The organism is Halobacillus mangrovi (assembly GCF_002097535.1).
Taxonomy (GTDB): domain Bacteria; phylum Bacillota; class Bacilli; order Bacillales; family Halobacillaceae; genus Halobacillus; species Halobacillus mangrovi_A.
On the sequence record NZ_CP020772.1, the window covers coordinates 3,417,811 to 3,434,797 of the forward strand.

Sequence of the window (16,987 nt, forward strand, 5' to 3'; positions counted from 1 at the left end):
CCCTTTGGTTTCAAATGTCCCTGTTTTGATAAAATTTGACCGTAAACGCTAAGAAATGCGAAGTCCTTCTAGTTTTCTGTAGCGTTTTTTGGTAGTCTTAAAAATGTAAGAAGTCGTAAGCGTTTCCCATAACCGTATAAACACCAGACCATATAACAGCATGGATGGATTTTGATTAAGGTGGTGTGAGAATCATGAAAAGAGTTGTCATCCTTGGCGGCGGTTACGGTGGTTTGAACATCTTAAACGGACTGCTCGAAAACATTCCGAAAGATGCACATATAACTGTCGTAGATCGCAACCCCTATCATTCATTAAAGACCGAATTCTATACGATCGCAGCCGGAACCGAATCAGACAGGCATGCTCGTGTAGATTTTCCAGTGCATGATCAAGTCGATTATGTGTTCGATGAGATTGAAAAAATTGATGTAGAAAACGAACAGGTCATTATCAAGAATCTTACTGAAAACATTACTTATGATTATCTCGTAATTGGACTTGGCTGTGAAGACAATTACCACGGCATCGAGGGTGCCAGAGAGTTTACTGAAAGTGTCCAAACCTTCGCAAAGGCGCGCAGCGCGGGGTACTCGATCGGAAACCTCGGGGCCTACAAAAATGTGACAGTAGTAGGCGCTGGACTGAGCGGAATCGAAGTCGCTTCTGAAGTCCGTGAGAGCCGCTCCGACTTGAACATCCGATTGCTTGACCGCGGTGATACAGTCCTTAAAGCGTTCGACTCCAAGATTCAAAAGTACGTGGAGAAATGGTTTAAGGAAAATGACGTCGAGGTCATCCACGGAGCAAATGTTGAATACGTAGAAAAAGACGGCGTCTGCAATAACGGGATTTGCTACATGAACGATGTTACGGTTTGGACCGCTGGTGTTCGCCCGAACTTCCTCGTAAGAGAGCTCCCTTTTGAAAAAGACAACCAAGATAAAATCATCGTCAACGACTTTTATCAGGTTCCGAGCAGCCAAAATGTGTATGTTGTTGGAGACTGTGCCTCAGCGGATCATTCCCCAAGTGCCCAGTTAGCCGGCCAGCAAGGTGAAAAAATAGCGGATGTCTTAACGGCCGTCCTCCATAACCGTGTACCAGAACGTCCAAGCGAATTGAAATTGAAAGGAACGCTTGGGTCTCTTGGTAAGAGTGACGGATTCGGTAATATGATGCAAAAACCAATGACAGGGATGTTGCCTCGTTTAGCGAAATCCGGTGTGCTTTGGTTAAGTAAGCGACATTAATAAAGAAGTGCCCTTTTGAAGGCACTTCTTTTTTTCGTTAGTGGATAGGTTTTTGCCAATTGATATCAGTATTCCATTAAGAAGTGATTAAAAGTTATTTGAATTGGATGGTTTCCTTTACCGTTAGTAGAAGTAGGAGCTCCGGGAAATGGCTCGCTTTCCGCGGGCATGCGCAGAGCCTTCTTGAGCTATCGCTCTCCGGGGTCTCACCTGTCATGCTCATCCCGCAGGAAAGCGAGTCGTTTTCACGCCCCCCTTTCCCTTATCGAGTAACGGGGCCAAGAGATCTAAGTCTTCAGAACCTGGAGGTTTAAGTTGAATATAGAAGCTTCAAAATGAAGGATCTTCTTGTACCACTTTGAATTCACAAAAGCTTGCCATCAAGCGTGAACGTGATTCAATTGTTCTCTTAAATATTTGGCAAGCTCAAGCATTCCATAAACTCCAGCTTTTGCTTCCGCGTCTGAATTATAGTTGGTGTTTGTGTTCACATCATAAGAATAAAGGTTTCCATCCTTATCCTGAATCGCTTCTATAGCAGCAACATCGATGTTATTTTCTTTTAAGAATGCTTCATAATGATCAATGATTGCTGGTCGGTAATTTTCAAGGATTTCAAACTTTGCCTTAGGTTCTTCAGCTTCCCCATCGGTTGGGCAGTAGAGATCGTCTATTGTGCAAGCATCGGCTGGGCATAGTTCAAAACCTTCAGAGGTATCGACTTTTACTCCATATACAAACTTTCCTCCAACAAATTCATGCCGGATAATATAAGGTTCAGGGGCCTCGATGTACTGCTGCAGCAAAGTAATGCCATCAACAGGCTCATCGAACGAAGGACCATCCAAATATTCCTCTAAAGCTTGTTTCGAATGGAACAATTGCACCCCCTGCCCTTTTCCAGCGCGGTTATGCTTTGTAATAAATGACTCTAAGTTCAATTGATCTGCAGCTTTCATAATATTATTTTTACCAACAGCGGTAATGGTCTTCGGTGTCTCAATGCCAGCCTGGTTCAACGCCATATACTGGTTCACTTTACTGACTTCCAGCCTAAGCGCTCGGCTGCCGTTGATCACTGTTCTTCCGTGACGCTCCAGCCATGCTATGACGGCCTCTGTGAATTCAGGGGCATAACGATGATCACGAGTATGAGAAGAAGCACTGATTCGATTATAAAAGATCCCTTCAGGAGGTTCACTTGTTAAATCAAGCGTTCCTTCATCCAGATGCCATAGTTCATAAGGAAGCTCGAGTTCCTCTAAGCGCTCCGTTAAATGGCCGGTCCATTCGTCATTCTCATGAAGTACATAAATTTTGCTCATTGATCCGACTCCTTTTTTACAGATGTTTCTTCTATTCTAACACATAAAACCTATTGAATTACTAGGAATAAGCTCTTAATAGAGCTTGATTAATCTATCAAACTGTGGCACAGTGAAACTATAATCTACTTGTTCATCAACTTCATAGGTTTAATGTAGGGGGACCAGTGTAGCTGGTTGAGATTGTATCCTTTTTGATACTGACCCTTAGAACCTGATCTGGTTTATACCAGCGTAGGGAACATCTGAAACGACTCATGTATCGTTATAAGATATGCACCCTGGGTATGGTACCAGGGTGCTTTTTATATGCCCTGATTCCATATTCATAGGCTCTCCCTTTCTGACCAAGTGAGATGGACACATATGGAGGGAATCTTATGAAAAAATTATTCATGCTAGTATTGCTTCTTATTCTGCTAAGCGCCTGCTCGAGCAACAATGAAGCAAGTTCAGAATCCGGCAGTGAGGAGAAAGTAGCAAAAGACATTAAGCTTGTGCTGGATTGGACGCCTAATACCAACCATACAGGCATATATGTAGCAAAAGCGGAAGGCTATTTCGAAGAAGAAGGACTCAATGTTGAAATTATGATGCCAGGGGAAGCGGGCGCAGACCAGCTTGTTGCTTCAGGGAAAGCGGATTTTGGCATCAGTGCACAGGAAACACTGACGGAAGCACGTGTACAGGGAATTCCGATCGTCTCTATTGGAGCAATCATTCAGCATAATACTTCAGGGTTTGCTTCACCAAAGGAAAAGAACATCACCTCCCCCGCTGATTACGAAGGAAAAACGTATGGCGGCTGGGGGGCCCCTGTTGAGAAAGCTGTTCTTTCTTCCTTAATGCAGAAAGAAAATGCAGATGTGGAAGAAGTCGATATCGTTAATATGGGAAATTCTGATTTCTTTACCGCTGTCGAACGTGACATTGATTTTGCCTGGATTTATTATGGCTGGACTGGTGTCGAAGCCGAACTTCGTGGTGAAGACCTGAACATGCAGTACTTAACCGACTACTCGGATAAACTTGATTACTACACACCTGTTTTGACGGCAAATGAGAAAACTATAAAAAATGACCCTGAAAAAGTGGAAGCATTCATGGCAGCCGTTTCTAAAGGGTATGAGTATGCGATCGATCAACCTGAAAAAGCTGCCGATATCCTTATAGAGGCAGTTCCAGATCTTGATCCTGAACTTGTGAAGGCAAGTCAAAAATGGCTGTCCCCTAAATACCAGGACGACGCTGAACAATGGGGAATCCAAGACGTAGAAGTATGGGAAAACTACGCGGAGTGGATGTACAGTCATGATTTATTAGACAAAAAACTAAAAGTGGAAAAAGCATTTACGAACGAATTCTTACCAGCTAAGGAGGAAAAATAATGGCTAATTCTCTTGTAAGTATTCAAATTCTACCAAAGACAAAAGGTGGAGAAGACGTCATTCCTTATGTTGATCATGCGATCTCCATCATCAATGCTTCAGGTTTGAAATACGAGGTCCATCCTCTTGAAACAACCATTGAAGGTGATCTTAACGAGATCCTTCCCATGATAGAAAAGATCAATGAAGCTATGGTCGATCGTGGATGTAAAAACGTCATCTCTCAAATTAAGATTCTCTATCAGCCTGAGGGAGCTTCGATGGATCAATTGACGGAGAAGTACCGCTCATGAGAAGAGTATTCAAAAAAGGATGGAGACCAGCTTCGGTCCTCATCCTTTTGCTCATTTTATGGGAGGGAAGCAGCCGGGCTTTTGAAGTGCCTGAATGGTTATTACCTGCTCCATCCATGATTACGCAAGAAGGTATAGCCGGGTGGAATAGTTATTCTCATCACCTTCTTTCAACAATTCAACTAACGATAGCTGGCTTCTTGATTGGTGCAAGCGTGGGGCTGATCATCGCGATTACTCTTCATCTACTCCCTGCAGTGAGAGAGGCCGTTTACCCGCTTCTCATTTTGTCCCAAAACATCCCGATTATTGTACTGGCCCCTTTGTTAGTCATTTGGTTCGGTTTTGGAGCTTTACCTAAGCTGATCGTCATCGTTCTCGTCTGTTTTTTCCCTATCGCCGTTTCTGCAATGGATGGATTAAGACAAACGACTCCTGAATTGAAACACTACATGCAAATGGCAGGTGCAACACAAGGACAAATTTTTCGTAAGCTTGAATGGCCCCATGCCCTGCCATCGATATTCTCCGGTTTAAAAATTTCAGCCACCTACAGTGTCATGGGGGCTGTCATTTCAGAATGGCTTGGTGCTAATAGAGGAATCGGCGTGTATATGACGTTAGCCTCCTCCTCTTTCCGAACAGACCGAGTGTTTGTCGCCATCTTTTTGATTATGATCCTGAGCCTGATGTTCTTCTTTCTTATTAACTTAATAGAAAGACAGATAACCAAGTGGCAAAGTAAAGGAGCTGATGATTAAAATGAGTAAGTTAACGATTAAAGAGTTATCCAAGTCTTTTGACCAACAATCCATCATTCAAAATCTTTCACTTCAAGTGGAAGAAGGTGAGTTCGTTTCGATCCTAGGGCCTTCAGGAAGTGGGAAAAGTACATTGTTTCACCTGGTTGGCGGCTTGATTCAGCCTGATGATGGCCACATCTTTTTAAATGGAAAAGAGATTACAGGGGAAAAGGGATTCATCAGCTACATGCCGCAAAGTCCAGCTCTTTTTCCTTGGCGAACCTTACTTGATAATGTCGTTCTAGGCAGTGAAATCAAGGGAGAAACTAACCGCAAAGCTGCTTTAGAAATGATTGCTAAAGCTGGGCTAAGTGGCTTTGAACATTCTTACCCAAATCAGTTATCTGGTGGCATGAAACAACGAGCTTCTTTCATTCGAAGTCTATTAAGCCCGCAATCTCTGATTTGCCTTGACGAACCTTTCTCGGCCCTTGACGAATTTACGAGGATCGAAATGCAGGAATGGCTCCTATCAGTTTGGGAGGAACATCAGAAGTCGATCTTATTTGTAACGCACAATATTGAAGAAGCACTCTTTTTATCAGATCGGATCATCGTTTTATCAGATCGGCCGGCACGCGTAGAAAAAGAGTTTGAACTTCCTTTTTCTCGCCCTAGAGAGCAGTCCATATTATTAACAAACGAATTCTTAGAATGGAAAAAGGAAATCTTCCAAGAATTGCAGGTGCATGTATGAAACCTATCATAGATACACACATTCACCTTGATATGTATGAAGAAGCGTACAGAGAACAGATGCTCTCTGAACTCGATCGATATTCCATCACGCATCTTATTTCCGTGTCCAATAACCTGAATTCTTCCTTGAAAAACCTGACTTGGTCAATGCAGGATCAAAGGATTAAACCGGCCACAGGATTCCACCCTGAACAAAATATCCCGACAGATCAAGAAATAGAGCAAATGACGAGCCTCATTCATCGCTACGCTAACCGCATTGTTGCCATCGGAGAAGTCGGGCTTCCTTATTACACTCGAAAGAAAAACCCTGGCGTAGGTCTCTCTCCATATGTTGAGCTGCTGGAGCATTTCCTGCTTTTAGCTAAGGAATTGGATAAGCCGGTAGTCCTTCATGCCATCTACGAAGATGCCGATCTCGTCTGTGACTTGTTAGAAAAGCACGATATGACGCGTGCACACTTCCACTGGTTCAAAGGCTTCAATACTACCATTGATCGAATGAAAGAAAATGGTTATTTTATCTCTGTCACTCCTGATTGTGTCTATGAAAAAGAGATTCAATCCCTAATCAAAATTTATCCTTTAGACCAGTTGATGGTGGAAACGGACGGGCCCTGGGCATTTGATGGCCCCTTTAAAGGAAAGGTGACACATCCTAAAATGATTCATGATTCGGTTGAAAAAATTAGTGAGTTGAAAGGACTTCCGGTGGAGAATATATATGGTCAGTTGTACAAAAACACGATAGATTTTTATAAAATTGATAGTTTTTAATACAGAAATGCTATCCCTCCCCTGAACTTTATTCGCTTTCCTTTATTCCGACTAATACACTGTGTATAATAAGTCTTAAAGGAAGGTGAACGAAATGAGTATTCCAAAACCTCTTGTTCAAACGAATCAATTGTTCATTGTCACGACGGTCTTACTCGGAATCTTTATCCATCATTCGATATTGTTTTTCCCCTTTGTTATTGGGATGTACACATTGATTACGAAACAAAACCCAATCATTTTAATAAGTAAGAAATTCTTAACTAAACCAGCTAATCAATATATTCCAGAGGATCGTGACCAACAGATCTTTAATCAGTGGATTGCCACAATCTGCATTGGGCTGGCGATCACTTTCTTTTATTTTAACTTCACTATTCTTGGGTACATCTTTAGCGCTATGGTCGTTATCGCTGCAGGTGTCGCCCTTCTAGGTTTCTGCATCGGCTGCACAATCCGTTACCGGTATATGATGTGGAAACACCAGCGGATGACTTCCTAACAAAAAGCCCGCCCTTAAACGGGGCAGGCTTTTTGTTACATTCTTCTACTGTGTATTTCCAACGGCCGGAATAGGCTGTTCCTTGAAAATTTTCGCTAAATGCATTGTATTGTAAGCTAACATTTCGATATGAGTCTTCGTAAAATCGTTCTGAATGCCATTGGCCTCGATGTACGAAGGACCTGGTCCTGCTTCCCCTACCCAATAAGCATCTACATTGGGGGGAATGACGAACCCAATATGAGACATGCGATAAAGAATCGATTCAGCCGCATTTTTCGCCCCGTCTTCATTACCCGTAATGACTACACCAGCCACTTTATTATAAAAAACCGCTTGTCCTTTCTCATTCGTTTCGCTGCTGCTGCCGTACATTCTTTCAAGTGCTTTCGTCGCAATACTGCTTTTCTCTCCCAACCAGAGTGGTGTACCCAGGACTACGATATCGGCATCTTTAATTTTTTCAAAGATATGCGGCCATTCGTCTCCGTCACCTAAATCCTTGTCAATCCCATAGGGAATATAATAATCCGCTAAACGAACACTTTCGTGAACAATTTCTTCTTGATCGTAGATTTTTTCAACCTCTCTCCACAACGCTTCTGTATTCGATTGTTCCTCTGAATTTTTTAAAGATGCATTTAGGAATAGCGCTTTTACTTGGCTCATGTTACTCCTCCTTTCCCATTTCCTTACCCCGATCTAAGTAGTGTAAATCATTGGAAATTAGGGTAAAGAAATAATAAGGACTTAGATAGGAGGATAGTTATGAACGAATATAAATTAGGTGAGAAAGTCGCTGATTTTACTTTACCTGCTACTTCAGATACTGAATATTCGTTTGAAGACTTTAGAAACGAAAACGGAAACGATTGGCATTTACTCATTTATTTTAGAGGCTCCTGGTGCCCTGCTTGTATGGAAGAGTTGAAAGAACTACAAGAAAGCAAAGGGTATTTTGACGATAAACAAATTAAAATCACAACGATATCGACTGACCACTTAGATAGCCTGAAAAAAATGGTTGATGAGCACGATTTTACTTTCCCGGTGCTGGCAGACCAAAATTTATCCTTTCTTAAAGAATACGGCGTCCATTACCATGATGAAAGCAGTCCTTATGAGGATCACGGGACTCACGGAGAACCAGCGTACTTTTTAACTGATGAAAATGGCAAGCTTCTTTATCAGCAAAGGCAGACAAACCCCTTTGGCCGCCCCCACCCTAAGGAACTGAGAAAGATCATTCAATACATTAAGAAAAACTTAAAATAAACACAAACCGAGTCCTCCATCTTGGACTCGGCTTTTTCGTATAGAATGTCCGAAAATCGGAAAACTAGGATTTCATAATAAGTGTTTTACGTTTATAACTATGGGGAATTCATGCATTAACTGTAAGATGGAGGGTGTTGAAATGAAAGGGATAGCTGCAGAGAACAGCATTCATTGCGAGACGGAATACTCAGTTCTCAAAAGAGTGATTGTAGTAAAACCAGCATTTATGAAAATTAACGAAGTGATTAATGAAACCCAGAAACACTATGAAGGAACCAACATTGATATTCCTCTCGCTATACACCAGCATAAAACATTTGTGAACACTTTAAAGGAACATCATGTAGATGTCTGCGAACTCCCCACAGAACCGGATTTACCCGAGCAGGTCTTTACAAGAGACATTGCTTTTACAATTTACGACCAGCTTTTTATAGCATCCATGGGCGAAGAAGTACGTCAAAACGAAACCGAAATTCTTAAATCATGGCTTCAGAAATATGGTCTCCCTTTTCATGAAGGATTTTCAGATTCCATTGAAGGCGGAGACGTCGTTATCGATGGAACAACTATTTGGGTTGGTAAAAGCGGTCGTACTTCGTATAGCGCTATCGAAGAACTGCAATCCCGGCTACCATCCCATAAGATTGAACCCTTATCCCTGACAGAAGACATTCTTCACCTTGATTGTGTGTTTAATATTATTAATGATGATACAGCCCTGCTTTATCCACCAGCTTTCACATCGGAGGATTTAAGAAAAATAAAATCTCAATTTCATATTATTAACGTTACAGAAGATGAAAAATTCCATATGGGACCTAACGTGCTTTCGATTGGCAACAAAAAAATCATAAGTCTATCCCAAAATAAAAGACTGAACGGCGAAATAGAGTCCCAAGGCTTTCAAGTGATTCCTGTAGACTTTTCCGAGATTATCAAGTCAGGGGGAGCTTTCCGCTGCTGTACGCTCCCATTGCAAAGACAATAGTAAAAAAGAGTTGGAGACCACACTCGTGACCTTCAACTCTTTTTTGTAACGATCTACTGATTGATCACATCAATAAACTTTTTGGCGTCTTTCTCGGAATAGTCTCCTTCTATTTGGATGGATTCACTATCGATGACTTGATTGATTTTCGGCGAAGCTATTTTCTTGTCCCCCAAATAAATATGGATTTCCTCATTTAAATGGCTCTCTGTAATTTCCTTAAACTTTTGTTCATCTTCATAGATCACCGTAATCACTACTTGATCCTGTTTTTCTTGAAAACTCGCTTTTTCAAAGTCCGCCTCTGTGACCAGTACTTCTCCTTCCTGGTCTTTGATAGAAACGTGACTGTACTTATTATCGATGCTTTGCTGACAGCCGATGAGTAATAATAGAGCAGCCATAAAACTAATGATTAATCGCATTCTCTCCCTCCCTTCACATTATGATAGGTCAGGGTTATTGATAGATCTATACGATTTACTATAGAAAAAGTTCCAGAATATCCGATACCTAGAAAGATTCGTTCTTCAAAATGCCTTGCAATGAATTGTTTTCGTTAACTAGTCAATAGGATAGGTGTTCGGGGAAATCGCTCGCTTTCCGCGGGGATGACGGCAAGCTTCCTCGGTTTACTAACCTGCGGGATCTTGCCAGCCATTCCATTCCCGCAGGAGTCTCACTATTTCCCCTCCCACCTTACGTTTATTCGATCAAACGAAAACAGGTAGAAAAGGCTTTCATTATTTTTACCGTTCACTTTAGAGATCCCCATCTACATCCTATAGCTAGAGTATTTCACTCTTATTGGAGCTATTATTGTTGGACCAATACAATCTATCAGCCTTTCTAAATAGCTCTATTTAAAATGTTCGTCAAGATCATGAAAGCGGGTGTGGCGGGGAAACAGCGAGACTCCCGCGGGAGAAGGAGCTAGGCGAGACCCCACAGAGAGCGTAGCGAACGAGGAGGCTTGACGGTTCCCCCGCAGGAAAGCGAGTTGTTTCCCCGCCACCCCATACTTATTTCATAATAACGAACCCGAGGGATATTGAATTTCAGTCTTCAAGAAAACTGCTATTAAAAAGAATGACTTTAAACAATGAGCTACGTCAAGGGGTCTTAAACAAAAAGAAAACACTCCAATGCTTAGTTACATTGGAGTGTTTCTTATGATATACCTTCATCCAGCTTTAGTCGTAATCACTTTTTCTTCACGGATGTTTTTCTGTTTGATCACTTGCCAAACGAACCAAGTCACAACAGCAAGCCAGATGACAGATCCTATTACCATGGAAGTAGAATAAGATAATCCAAATCCTTCCGGTGCATAGAAGATATAAGAGCTGACGACGGCTGTCATAAACAAAGCGGGTACACTGCAAATCCAGTGGAATTTACTATTTTTCAGCAAGTACATAGCCCCTGTCCAAAGCATCACCGTCGCGACAACCTGGTTGGACCAGCCTACATATCTCCAAAGGAAGCTGTAATCCATCTGCGTAAGCAGGAATGTCGGGACAGCCACCGGAATAGCAAAGAAAATTGGTGACCATTTGCCGTTAAATTCTTTCTTACTCCAATGACGGAACAAATCCACAAGCATCATTCTCGATGAACGAAGAGCTGTATCTCCTGTTGTTACTGGTAAGATGATAACCCCAAGCACAGCGAGGATTCCGCCAAATGTCCCGAGGGTTGTACTACTGATTTCGTTTACGACACCTGCAGGACCGCCTGCATCAAGCGCTGCTTGCAAGCCTCCTGTACTACCAAAGAAAGTCATGCCAGCAGCTGCCCAGATCATTGCGATGAGTCCTTCTGCCACCATCGCACCATAGAAGACTTTCCTCCCCTCGCTCTCTTTTTTCAGCGTACGAGCAAGGATTGGACTTTGGGTACTATGAAAACCTGAAATCGCGCCGCAGGATACGGTAACCATAAGCATCGGCCAGATTGGTAATTCCTGTGGGTGCAAATTTTGCAAAGTCAAATTAGGAATCGGGTTGTCGAAAAAGAACATGCCGATACCGATAGAAACAGCCATAAAGATAAGGATAGCACCAAAGATTGGGTAAACCTTTCCGATAATTTTATTGATCGGCAGTAATGTAGCGATCAGAAAATAAGCAAAAATTAAGATAATAGATGTCATAAATCCAAGCGGCGTCACTTCTGACAATAATTGCGCCGGTCCTGCAGTGAAGGCTGCAGCGACGAGGATCATAAGTCCAATTGATAGTAAGTTGATAAGCGCTTGAACGGGCCTTCCTAAGTATTTACCTACAAGGGCCGGGTACTGGGCGCCTTTGTGACGTAATGACAGCATTCCGGAAAAATAATCGTGGACCGCTCCGGCAAAAATCGTTCCTACGACAATCCAGATGAACGCTACAGGTCCATATAGTGCCCCGAGCACCGCACCGAAGATTGGACCAAGTCCTGCTATATTCAAAAGCTGGATCAGACTCGCTTTCCACCAGCTCATTGGTGAGTAATCAAAACCGTCGTTGTTGGTATACGCAGGGGTCTTTTGCTGATCATTAATGCCAAAAATTCGCTCGACCACCTTTGCATAAACCAAATATCCGACAATGAGTAAAACAATAGATGCGATAAACGTGATCATCGCTGAGCCTCCCTTCAAAAATGAATGTAAGGAGTATTCTAGCGAGAGGTTTGTCGAATAGCAACCCAATTTCAGAAAATTTATATTTTTATCTTTTTTTTCTAGGAAATGAATCGCTTTCATTTAACAAAATTAAAAAACCAGTAAGTACACTCTTACTGGTCTTAGTCAATTTTTATTTTTTCTGCCACTTTTCCATCTACTTCGATTCCTTCTCCTGAAACCCAGACCTGGACCTTTTCATTAGTGAGCGTATCAATAGGTTCATTGATTTCTGTATTTTCATTGATGATCACTTCATATGTCGGGTAGCTTGCTTCTGGGTCGACTGTATCCTCTCCGACTACGATGCTATTTTCCTTCACTTCGATAATTGCCCCTTCAAAGTCCGGTTTTTGTCCACAGCCTGCGAGTAAAACTGTCATTAGAAAAATCCAGGCATATACCTTCAAGTGAGTTTCCCTCCTCAAGCGAGTGATACCTTATCTGTCGCTTGAGGAGGGAAAAAGTTACAAAAAAGCCAGTTATTTTACATTCATGGATGAATTTTCTTCATTAAAAGCATAAATAAAACCTCTACGAAATGTAGAGGTTTAGCCTGCCATCCCGTGGAAATGGTTAAGTTCCCGCAGTCATAATTAGCGATCGGGTGGCATTGGTTCAAATCTATCATACGTATTAAAGGACTTCAAAACTTTACTAACTCAGATGGTTTTTTGACATAGAAAATAGGCTTCTATGTATAACTTTATTATTGTGAATAGCATCCTCTTGTAAGTCTCCTCAGCTTATTTAACAGTTCATCTAAATCCCTTGACACTTGGAGGAGTTCTTCCTCTGATAGATTCTGATCATATAACTCATACATCCTTAAGCGCAAAACTTCAATCTTCTCTTCTAATTTCTCTTTTTCATTCATGTAAGTTAAAATCCTCCGTTCATATTATAGAAATATAATCCTATTCCCACTATGATTTTACCCTTCTGTTCAGCTCGTTAACTTTACAATTGGATAACAATGGAATAATTACGAGAAAGGAGGTTACGATTTCCCTGTAATGAAACTTCATGTTAGGATAGATTCAATCTTACATAACAGGAGTGAAGACTTATGTTTAAAGCCATCTCTACAGAACAAGCCCCTGCCGCTATCGGCCCGTATTCTCAAGCTGTGGATCTTGGGAATCTGCTCCTTATATCAGGACAGATTCCATTAGACCCAAAAACCATGGAATTTGTATCCGATGAGGTTGGTGAGCAGGCGCACCAGGTCATGAAAAATCTTGGGGCTATTCTTGAAGAAGCCGGCTTGAGTTATAGAAATGTTGCCAAAGCAAATATTTACTTAGCTTCGATGGATGATTTTTCAGTTGTTAACGAAATATACGCCAGCTATTTGAGCGAGCCATATCCAGCAAGAGCGGCTGTTGAAGTAAGCAAACTGCCTAAAGGTGCATTAGTTGAAATTGAAGCCATTGCAGTAAAAGAATAATTAATTGTAAAAACCGAAAGCAGAGCATTTGCTCTGCTTTTTTCAATCTTCATCTTTAACATCAGGGTCTTCAGGAATCGGCTCATTTAAATACTCCTGAATCATAGCACGATATTTTTCTATTTGTTCAAAATGAGTGCTGAATTGTTCTCTATTGATCAGGTATTGGTCCCCGTCATGAAGAGCACGAATTTTTTCCTGCTGTACTAGACGAATGATGTAGTCTTCTGGCAGATCCAAATACTCCGCCGTTTCCTTTATAGTCAAATACATAAACATCCCCTCTTTCCATGAATACTATACCACTTAGATGCCTTTCTCAGCACTATTCAGCCAATTTCTAACAAATTGTTTCTTTTAAGCTTACTTCGGGAAATGTAATCATGAATAAACATTCTAACGAAATGGGTGAGGAGTCATGAGTTCATCAATGACAACGAGCGCGCAAGCTCAACAAACAAAAGAAGAAATTAAACCCTGGATCCGACGCTTTGGCAGGTTTGGTTACATGGCGAAGGGGGTCGTGTACGGTCTCGTCGGCGTACTGGCGTTTATGGCAGCCATCGGTGTAGGAGGAAAAACAACCGGCACAAGCGGAATGCTCCGGACCTTAGCGGGAGTTCAGTTTGGAGAAATCCTTCTATGGTTAGTCGGTATCGGATTAATTGGTTATGTTATTTGGGATTTTATAAAAGCTATCAAGAACCCTCAAAACAAGGGTGCTATCTCACGGATAGGTTATGCCGTCAGTGGTGTCATCTATGGTGCTCTCGCTTTCAATGCGATAAAAATTGCGATGAATGCTGGGAACAGCAGTGGCAATTCAGAACAGACACTCTCAGCTAAGTTATTATCCCAGCCTTTTGGGCAATGGATTGTAGGAGCGATTGGTGTCATCATTATCGGTTACGGATTATACGAACTTTACTCTGGATGGAGCGAAAGGTTCATGAAGCAATTTAAAACCGGTCAAATGGATCGTCATGAACAAAAAGTTGCCCGAAAATCTGGAAAGATGGGCCTAATTTCAAGAGGAGTTGTACTTGGACTTATTGGATTCTTCTTTGTACAGACAGCTATGACCGCTAACCCTGATCAAGCTAAAGGACTTGATGGAGCCCTTTCTGAACTGGCCCAAACACCTTATGGGCAATGGATTTTAGGAGTAGTCGCTTTAGGCTTAATTTTGTATGGGATTTACCAAATTATACGTGGACGTCATGAACATATGAGTTTCGGCAAGATTAAATAGAAGTGAACGACTGCATAAAAAAGCCTTCCCTATTCAAAGGGAAGGCTTTCGATTTTTGTCGCGAATGTACCGACGACCACATTCGTCGTTTAGCTTTTAAGCTTATACTTCGTCTTACACAAACAGCTCATCGCCCTTAAACTATACAACATCTCTTGATGATTAGCAATGAATTTTTTCATACAGGAACCGTCCTGTGCTATACTAAAATGATGAAAAGAAGACTAGGAGGATCCTATGTTATCGTTTGAAGAAAAATTATCCATTATTGAAGAGTTCGAGGAACTAGAAAAGAAAGAGGTTTCATTGGGACGAGTGAACTTCCACTATGAAGAGAGCTTATATGATAAAAAAGTTGTCGTCTACCGTTTGCATCCGAATGGCAGCGGCTTCGTATATGCAGGACAAATGGAAGACTATCCAACCGACAGTAAAGGCATGGTTAACATTAAGGACTTTGATGCGGATGAGCTGCGTCTGCTCATTAGGGACGCTATTGACTCCTTATCTCTCTCCCCTGCTGAGAAAGATCCTGTCATGGAAGAATGGTTAAATGATTATGATCAAGCCCTTGTGCTGATGAGAGAAGAAGACGGCTACAATGTGTACGCGGACGAACAATTAGAAGGAACATTCAATTCTTATGAAGAAGCAGCTAATTTCCTTCAACAGGAAGGGTTCAGCCGTTTATAAAGTTTGAAGGAGGGCTATAAGCTCTCTTTTTTTATGCCATTATTCTTCAAAACTGAGCATAAAATAGGCTAACACCTTATCAAGGATGGTGGCCATGATGTATTACACCCCTTTTTACCAAAGGCAAACTCAACCCTCCGGTAATTCTTATATTCTCTCTTATGCCCAGGGAGATGTGAATGGTGATTACATTCCTGATCTTGTTTACCTTGTAGGGCAAAAATCTCCAGATAGCCCTTACACTACAGACATCACACTCGTTATCCAGGATGGGAAGACTCAGCTTTTTTATTCAGTTCCGTTAAAAACGAATCAAGGCTATCAGCCAAGCTTATTTCTTGGGGACTTCACTGGTAATAAAGTAAATGATATTTTTATACGCATGGATTCAGGAGGAAGCGGAGGTTTCGGGTATTTTTATGTTTATTCCTTCTTAAACAATCAACCTACAGTTTTATTCGACTATGAAACGTTCGATGACCTTTACGACTATTCAGTTATTTATCAGGATCAATACCGAGTAAGAGTGACGAACCAGACACTCGGGTTGACGTTTATGATTGATTTAAGTAACCGGGGAGAAGAGTATTTGGCTGAAATCTACAATTCCGACGGCACATTAATTTCACCGTTAGAGGGGTCAGTATTAGGTTTGAATCAGCTTTACCCGATTGACTTTAATGGAGATGGAATCTATGAACTGTATGCGCTTCAAAGGATTATCGGCCGATATAACGCTGATGGCCTTGGACTCGTACAGACACCGCTCCAATGGGATGGCCAGCGCTTCAAGCCCTTCATTGAAAATCAATACGTTGCCGTTCTCGGACAGCCGTTAAATCCTTAAACTTATCACCGAAAAAAAGTTGACCTCTGCCTTGAGAGGTCAACTTATTAACTTTCTGCAAAGTATTTTAGTATTTCGCCAACATAATCAAAATCTCCATAGCAGGCTGAAAGCTCAGCTTCTTCAGGAGACCGGCAGCTATAATTTCCTGAGCCTTGCAATTTCTCAAACATTTTTTTTGAGTACTGAATGGCTAAATCTTTGGAGTATTTCCCTCCATTTTCCTTTACATATTGAATAAAGCCATCTCCGAAATTATACGACTGCAAAGCGAGTTTCACATCGTTCCCCGCCTTCTCTAATACCTTTGAAAAATAACGCACACCTTGCTTTACAGATTTCTCAGGGTTCTCAATACAGCCTACCTCACCGCACAACGATTCAGAAGCCTGCATAGGATCTGCACCTTCCCCCTTGGACTCTTGCATCATCAGGGCAAGGATTACATTCGAATAGGGTTCCACACCATATTCCTCTGCATGCTTCTCAATTTCTTGTTCATACTGAAGCACTTGCTCGGAAACATCCGGAAGCTGGCCCACAGGATAAGCATCTCCATCATATTGAATGGTAATGTCTTCTCCCATTTGTTCATTTTCCGGTTGTTGTGAGGGCTTTTCTTGGGTTGGCTTACTTTGTTCGGTTTGTTCACTAGTTACGTGTTCTGTTTTTGAAGGAGAAAGTAGAGAAAAGAGGAATAAGCAGACTACCGTCATACACAGAGTAAAAACGGTCATCCATAAAGGTTGCTTTTTCATAGGAATT

At 41.7% G+C, this 16,987-nt stretch carries 21 protein-coding genes and 1 riboswitch; of the genes, 13 read left to right on the forward strand and 8 right to left on the reverse strand.

Annotation, left to right across the window (positions count from 1 at the left end; all coding sequences use genetic code 11):
* The first annotated feature begins 194 nt into the window (after window positions 1–194).
* Window positions 195–1,253 (forward strand): NAD(P)/FAD-dependent oxidoreductase, encoded by a 1,059-nt coding sequence (locus HM131_RS17165; protein WP_085030918.1) that lies wholly within the window; start codon window positions 195–197, stop codon window positions 1,251–1,253.
* A 380-nt stretch (window positions 1,254–1,633) separates the two neighbouring features.
* On the opposite strand, the gene HM131_RS17170 is transcribed toward HM131_RS17165, so the two are convergent.
* Window positions 1,634–2,578: an ATP-grasp domain-containing protein gene (locus HM131_RS17170; RefSeq protein WP_085030919.1), complete on the reverse strand. Its 945-nt coding sequence runs from the start codon at window positions 2,576–2,578 to the stop codon at window positions 1,634–1,636.
* Window positions 2,579–2,725: 147 nt separating this feature from the next.
* Window positions 2,726–2,836: riboswitch (TPP riboswitch) on the forward strand.
* Between the two features lie 122 nt (window positions 2,837–2,958).
* Between HM131_RS17170 and HM131_RS17175 the strand changes: the two genes are divergently transcribed.
* The 6 genes from HM131_RS17175 to HM131_RS17200 all read left to right on the forward strand — a co-directional run bounded on the left by HM131_RS17175 (window position 2,959) and on the right by HM131_RS17200 (window position 7,040).
* A complete protein-coding gene (locus tag HM131_RS17175; protein WP_085030920.1) occupies window positions 2,959–3,966 on the forward strand; it encodes an ABC transporter substrate-binding protein in 1,008 nt (335 codons plus the stop codon).
* Window positions 3,966–4,259 (forward strand): thiamine-binding protein, encoded by a 294-nt coding sequence (locus HM131_RS17180; protein ID WP_085030921.1) that lies wholly within the window; start codon window positions 3,966–3,968, stop codon window positions 4,257–4,259. The genes HM131_RS17175 and HM131_RS17180 overlap by 1 nt, the downstream gene beginning before the upstream one ends.
* Entirely contained in the window at window positions 4,256–5,020 is a 765-nt protein-coding gene (locus HM131_RS17185; protein WP_085030922.1) for an ABC transporter permease, read from the forward strand. Before HM131_RS17180 ends, HM131_RS17185 begins: the two co-directional genes overlap by 4 nt.
* Window position 5,021: 1 nt before the next feature.
* Window positions 5,022–5,759: an ABC transporter ATP-binding protein gene (locus tag HM131_RS17190; RefSeq protein ID WP_085030923.1), complete on the forward strand. Its 738-nt coding sequence runs from the start codon at window positions 5,022–5,024 to the stop codon at window positions 5,757–5,759.
* Entirely contained in the window at window positions 5,756–6,538 is a 783-nt protein-coding gene (locus tag HM131_RS17195; RefSeq protein ID WP_085030924.1) for a TatD family hydrolase, read from the forward strand. Before HM131_RS17190 ends, HM131_RS17195 begins: the two co-directional genes overlap by 4 nt.
* Window positions 6,539–6,632: 94 nt before the next feature.
* Window positions 6,633–7,040 (forward strand): DUF4395 domain-containing protein, encoded by a 408-nt coding sequence (locus HM131_RS17200; protein WP_085030925.1) that lies wholly within the window; start codon window positions 6,633–6,635, stop codon window positions 7,038–7,040.
* Between the two features lie 45 nt (window positions 7,041–7,085).
* On the opposite strand, the gene HM131_RS17205 is transcribed toward HM131_RS17200, so the two are convergent.
* Complete coding sequence (locus tag HM131_RS17205) at window positions 7,086–7,709, reverse strand: flavodoxin family protein (RefSeq protein WP_085030926.1); 624 nt, start codon at window positions 7,707–7,709, stop codon at window positions 7,086–7,088.
* Between the two features lie 99 nt (window positions 7,710–7,808).
* On the opposite strand from HM131_RS17205, the gene HM131_RS17210 reads away from it, so the two are divergent.
* Both HM131_RS17210 and HM131_RS17215 read left to right on the forward strand, forming a co-directional pair.
* Window positions 7,809–8,315 carry a peroxiredoxin family protein gene (locus HM131_RS17210; protein ID WP_085030927.1) on the forward strand — a complete coding sequence of 169 codons (507 nt, stop codon included), beginning with the start codon at window positions 7,809–7,811 and terminating at the stop codon, window positions 8,313–8,315.
* Window positions 8,316–8,457: 142 nt separating this feature from the next.
* Complete coding sequence (locus HM131_RS17215) at window positions 8,458–9,309, forward strand: dimethylarginine dimethylaminohydrolase family protein (protein WP_085030928.1); 852 nt, start codon at window positions 8,458–8,460, stop codon at window positions 9,307–9,309.
* Between the two features lie 53 nt (window positions 9,310–9,362).
* On the opposite strand, the gene HM131_RS17220 is transcribed toward HM131_RS17215, so the two are convergent.
* The 4 genes from HM131_RS17220 to HM131_RS17235 all read right to left on the reverse strand — a co-directional run bounded on the left by HM131_RS17220 (window position 9,363) and on the right by HM131_RS17235 (window position 12,857).
* Window positions 9,363–9,734: a SecDF P1 head subdomain-containing protein gene (locus HM131_RS17220; protein WP_085030929.1), complete on the reverse strand. Its 372-nt coding sequence runs from the start codon at window positions 9,732–9,734 to the stop codon at window positions 9,363–9,365.
* Between the two features lie 758 nt (window positions 9,735–10,492).
* Complete coding sequence (locus tag HM131_RS17225; RefSeq protein ID WP_085030930.1) at window positions 10,493–11,938, reverse strand: carbon starvation CstA family protein; 1,446 nt, start codon at window positions 11,936–11,938, stop codon at window positions 10,493–10,495.
* 164 nt (window positions 11,939–12,102) lie between these two features.
* The gene (locus HM131_RS17230) at window positions 12,103–12,390 is read right to left on the reverse strand and encodes a putative periplasmic lipoprotein (protein WP_085030931.1); all 288 of its coding nucleotides are present in this window, start codon (window positions 12,388–12,390) and stop codon (window positions 12,103–12,105) included.
* Between the two features lie 299 nt (window positions 12,391–12,689).
* Complete coding sequence (locus HM131_RS17235; protein WP_085030932.1) at window positions 12,690–12,857, reverse strand: Spo0E family sporulation regulatory protein-aspartic acid phosphatase; 168 nt, start codon at window positions 12,855–12,857, stop codon at window positions 12,690–12,692.
* 192 nt (window positions 12,858–13,049) lie between these two features.
* On the opposite strand from HM131_RS17235, the gene HM131_RS17240 reads away from it, so the two are divergent.
* Window positions 13,050–13,430, forward strand: a complete 381-nt coding sequence (locus tag HM131_RS17240; RefSeq protein WP_085030933.1) for a RidA family protein — start codon at window positions 13,050–13,052, stop codon at window positions 13,428–13,430.
* Window positions 13,431–13,472: 42 nt separating this feature from the next.
* On the opposite strand, the gene HM131_RS17245 is transcribed toward HM131_RS17240, so the two are convergent.
* Window positions 13,473–13,703, reverse strand: coding sequence for an excisionase family DNA-binding protein (locus HM131_RS17245; RefSeq protein ID WP_085030934.1), 231 nt, complete (start codon window positions 13,701–13,703; stop codon window positions 13,473–13,475).
* Between the two features lie 145 nt (window positions 13,704–13,848).
* Here HM131_RS17245 and HM131_RS17250 point away from each other — a divergent pair, with 145 nt between their 5' ends.
* From HM131_RS17250 to HM131_RS17260, 3 genes are all read left to right on the forward strand, one after another.
* Window positions 13,849–14,682 (forward strand): DUF1206 domain-containing protein, encoded by an 834-nt coding sequence (locus tag HM131_RS17250; RefSeq protein ID WP_085030935.1) that lies wholly within the window; start codon window positions 13,849–13,851, stop codon window positions 14,680–14,682.
* A 237-nt stretch (window positions 14,683–14,919) separates the two neighbouring features.
* Window positions 14,920–15,375, forward strand: coding sequence for a hypothetical protein (locus tag HM131_RS17255; RefSeq protein ID WP_085030936.1), 456 nt, complete (start codon window positions 14,920–14,922; stop codon window positions 15,373–15,375).
* Between the two features lie 94 nt (window positions 15,376–15,469).
* Complete coding sequence (locus tag HM131_RS17260; protein WP_232324813.1) at window positions 15,470–16,222, forward strand: VCBS repeat-containing protein; 753 nt, start codon at window positions 15,470–15,472, stop codon at window positions 16,220–16,222.
* Between the two features lie 47 nt (window positions 16,223–16,269).
* On the opposite strand, the gene HM131_RS17265 is transcribed toward HM131_RS17260, so the two are convergent.
* Window positions 16,270–16,980 carry a lysozyme family protein gene (locus tag HM131_RS17265; RefSeq protein ID WP_085030938.1) on the reverse strand — a complete coding sequence of 237 codons (711 nt, stop codon included), beginning with the start codon at window positions 16,978–16,980 and terminating at the stop codon, window positions 16,270–16,272.
* Window positions 16,981–16,987 lie beyond the last annotated feature (7 nt).

Bases quoted from the DNA above. Each gene is read 5' to 3' on its own strand.
- HM131_RS17235 (WP_085030932.1), bottom strand. From the start codon at position 12,857: ATGAATGAAAAAGAGAAATTAGAAGAGAAGATTGAAGTTTTGCGCTTA.
- HM131_RS17195 (WP_085030924.1), top strand. From the start codon at position 5,756: ATGAAACCTATCATAGATACACACATTCACCTTGATATGTATGAAGAA.
- HM131_RS17165 (WP_085030918.1), top strand. From the start codon at position 195: ATGAAAAGAGTTGTCATCCTTGGCGGCGGTTACGGTGGTTTGAACATC.
- HM131_RS17215 (WP_085030928.1), top strand. From the start codon at position 8,458: ATGAAAGGGATAGCTGCAGAGAACAGCATTCATTGCGAGACGGAATAC.
- HM131_RS17185 (WP_085030922.1), top strand. From the start codon at position 4,256: ATGAGAAGAGTATTCAAAAAAGGATGGAGACCAGCTTCGGTCCTCATC.
- HM131_RS17175 (WP_085030920.1), top strand. From the start codon at position 2,959: ATGAAAAAATTATTCATGCTAGTATTGCTTCTTATTCTGCTAAGCGCC.
- HM131_RS17190 (WP_085030923.1), top strand. From the start codon at position 5,022: ATGAGTAAGTTAACGATTAAAGAGTTATCCAAGTCTTTTGACCAACAA.
- HM131_RS17265 (WP_085030938.1), bottom strand. From the start codon at position 16,980: ATGAAAAAGCAACCTTTATGGATGACCGTTTTTACTCTGTGTATGACG.
- HM131_RS17170 (WP_085030919.1), bottom strand. From the start codon at position 2,578: ATGAGCAAAATTTATGTACTTCATGAGAATGACGAATGGACCGGCCAT.
- HM131_RS17255 (WP_085030936.1), top strand. From the start codon at position 14,920: ATGTTATCGTTTGAAGAAAAATTATCCATTATTGAAGAGTTCGAGGAA.
- HM131_RS17220 (WP_085030929.1), bottom strand. From the start codon at position 9,734: ATGCGATTAATCATTAGTTTTATGGCTGCTCTATTATTACTCATCGGC.
- HM131_RS17240 (WP_085030933.1), top strand. From the start codon at position 13,050: ATGTTTAAAGCCATCTCTACAGAACAAGCCCCTGCCGCTATCGGCCCG.
- HM131_RS17205 (WP_085030926.1), bottom strand. From the start codon at position 7,709: ATGAGCCAAGTAAAAGCGCTATTCCTAAATGCATCTTTAAAAAATTCA.
- HM131_RS17250 (WP_085030935.1), top strand. From the start codon at position 13,849: ATGAGTTCATCAATGACAACGAGCGCGCAAGCTCAACAAACAAAAGAA.
- HM131_RS17260 (WP_232324813.1), top strand. From the start codon at position 15,470: ATGATGTATTACACCCCTTTTTACCAAAGGCAAACTCAACCCTCCGGT.
- HM131_RS17200 (WP_085030925.1), top strand. From the start codon at position 6,633: ATGAGTATTCCAAAACCTCTTGTTCAAACGAATCAATTGTTCATTGTC.
- HM131_RS17245 (WP_085030934.1), bottom strand. From the start codon at position 13,703: ATGTATTTGACTATAAAGGAAACGGCGGAGTATTTGGATCTGCCAGAA.
- HM131_RS17210 (WP_085030927.1), top strand. From the start codon at position 7,809: ATGAACGAATATAAATTAGGTGAGAAAGTCGCTGATTTTACTTTACCT.
- HM131_RS17225 (WP_085030930.1), bottom strand. From the start codon at position 11,938: ATGATCACGTTTATCGCATCTATTGTTTTACTCATTGTCGGATATTTG.
- HM131_RS17180 (WP_085030921.1), top strand. From the start codon at position 3,966: ATGGCTAATTCTCTTGTAAGTATTCAAATTCTACCAAAGACAAAAGGT.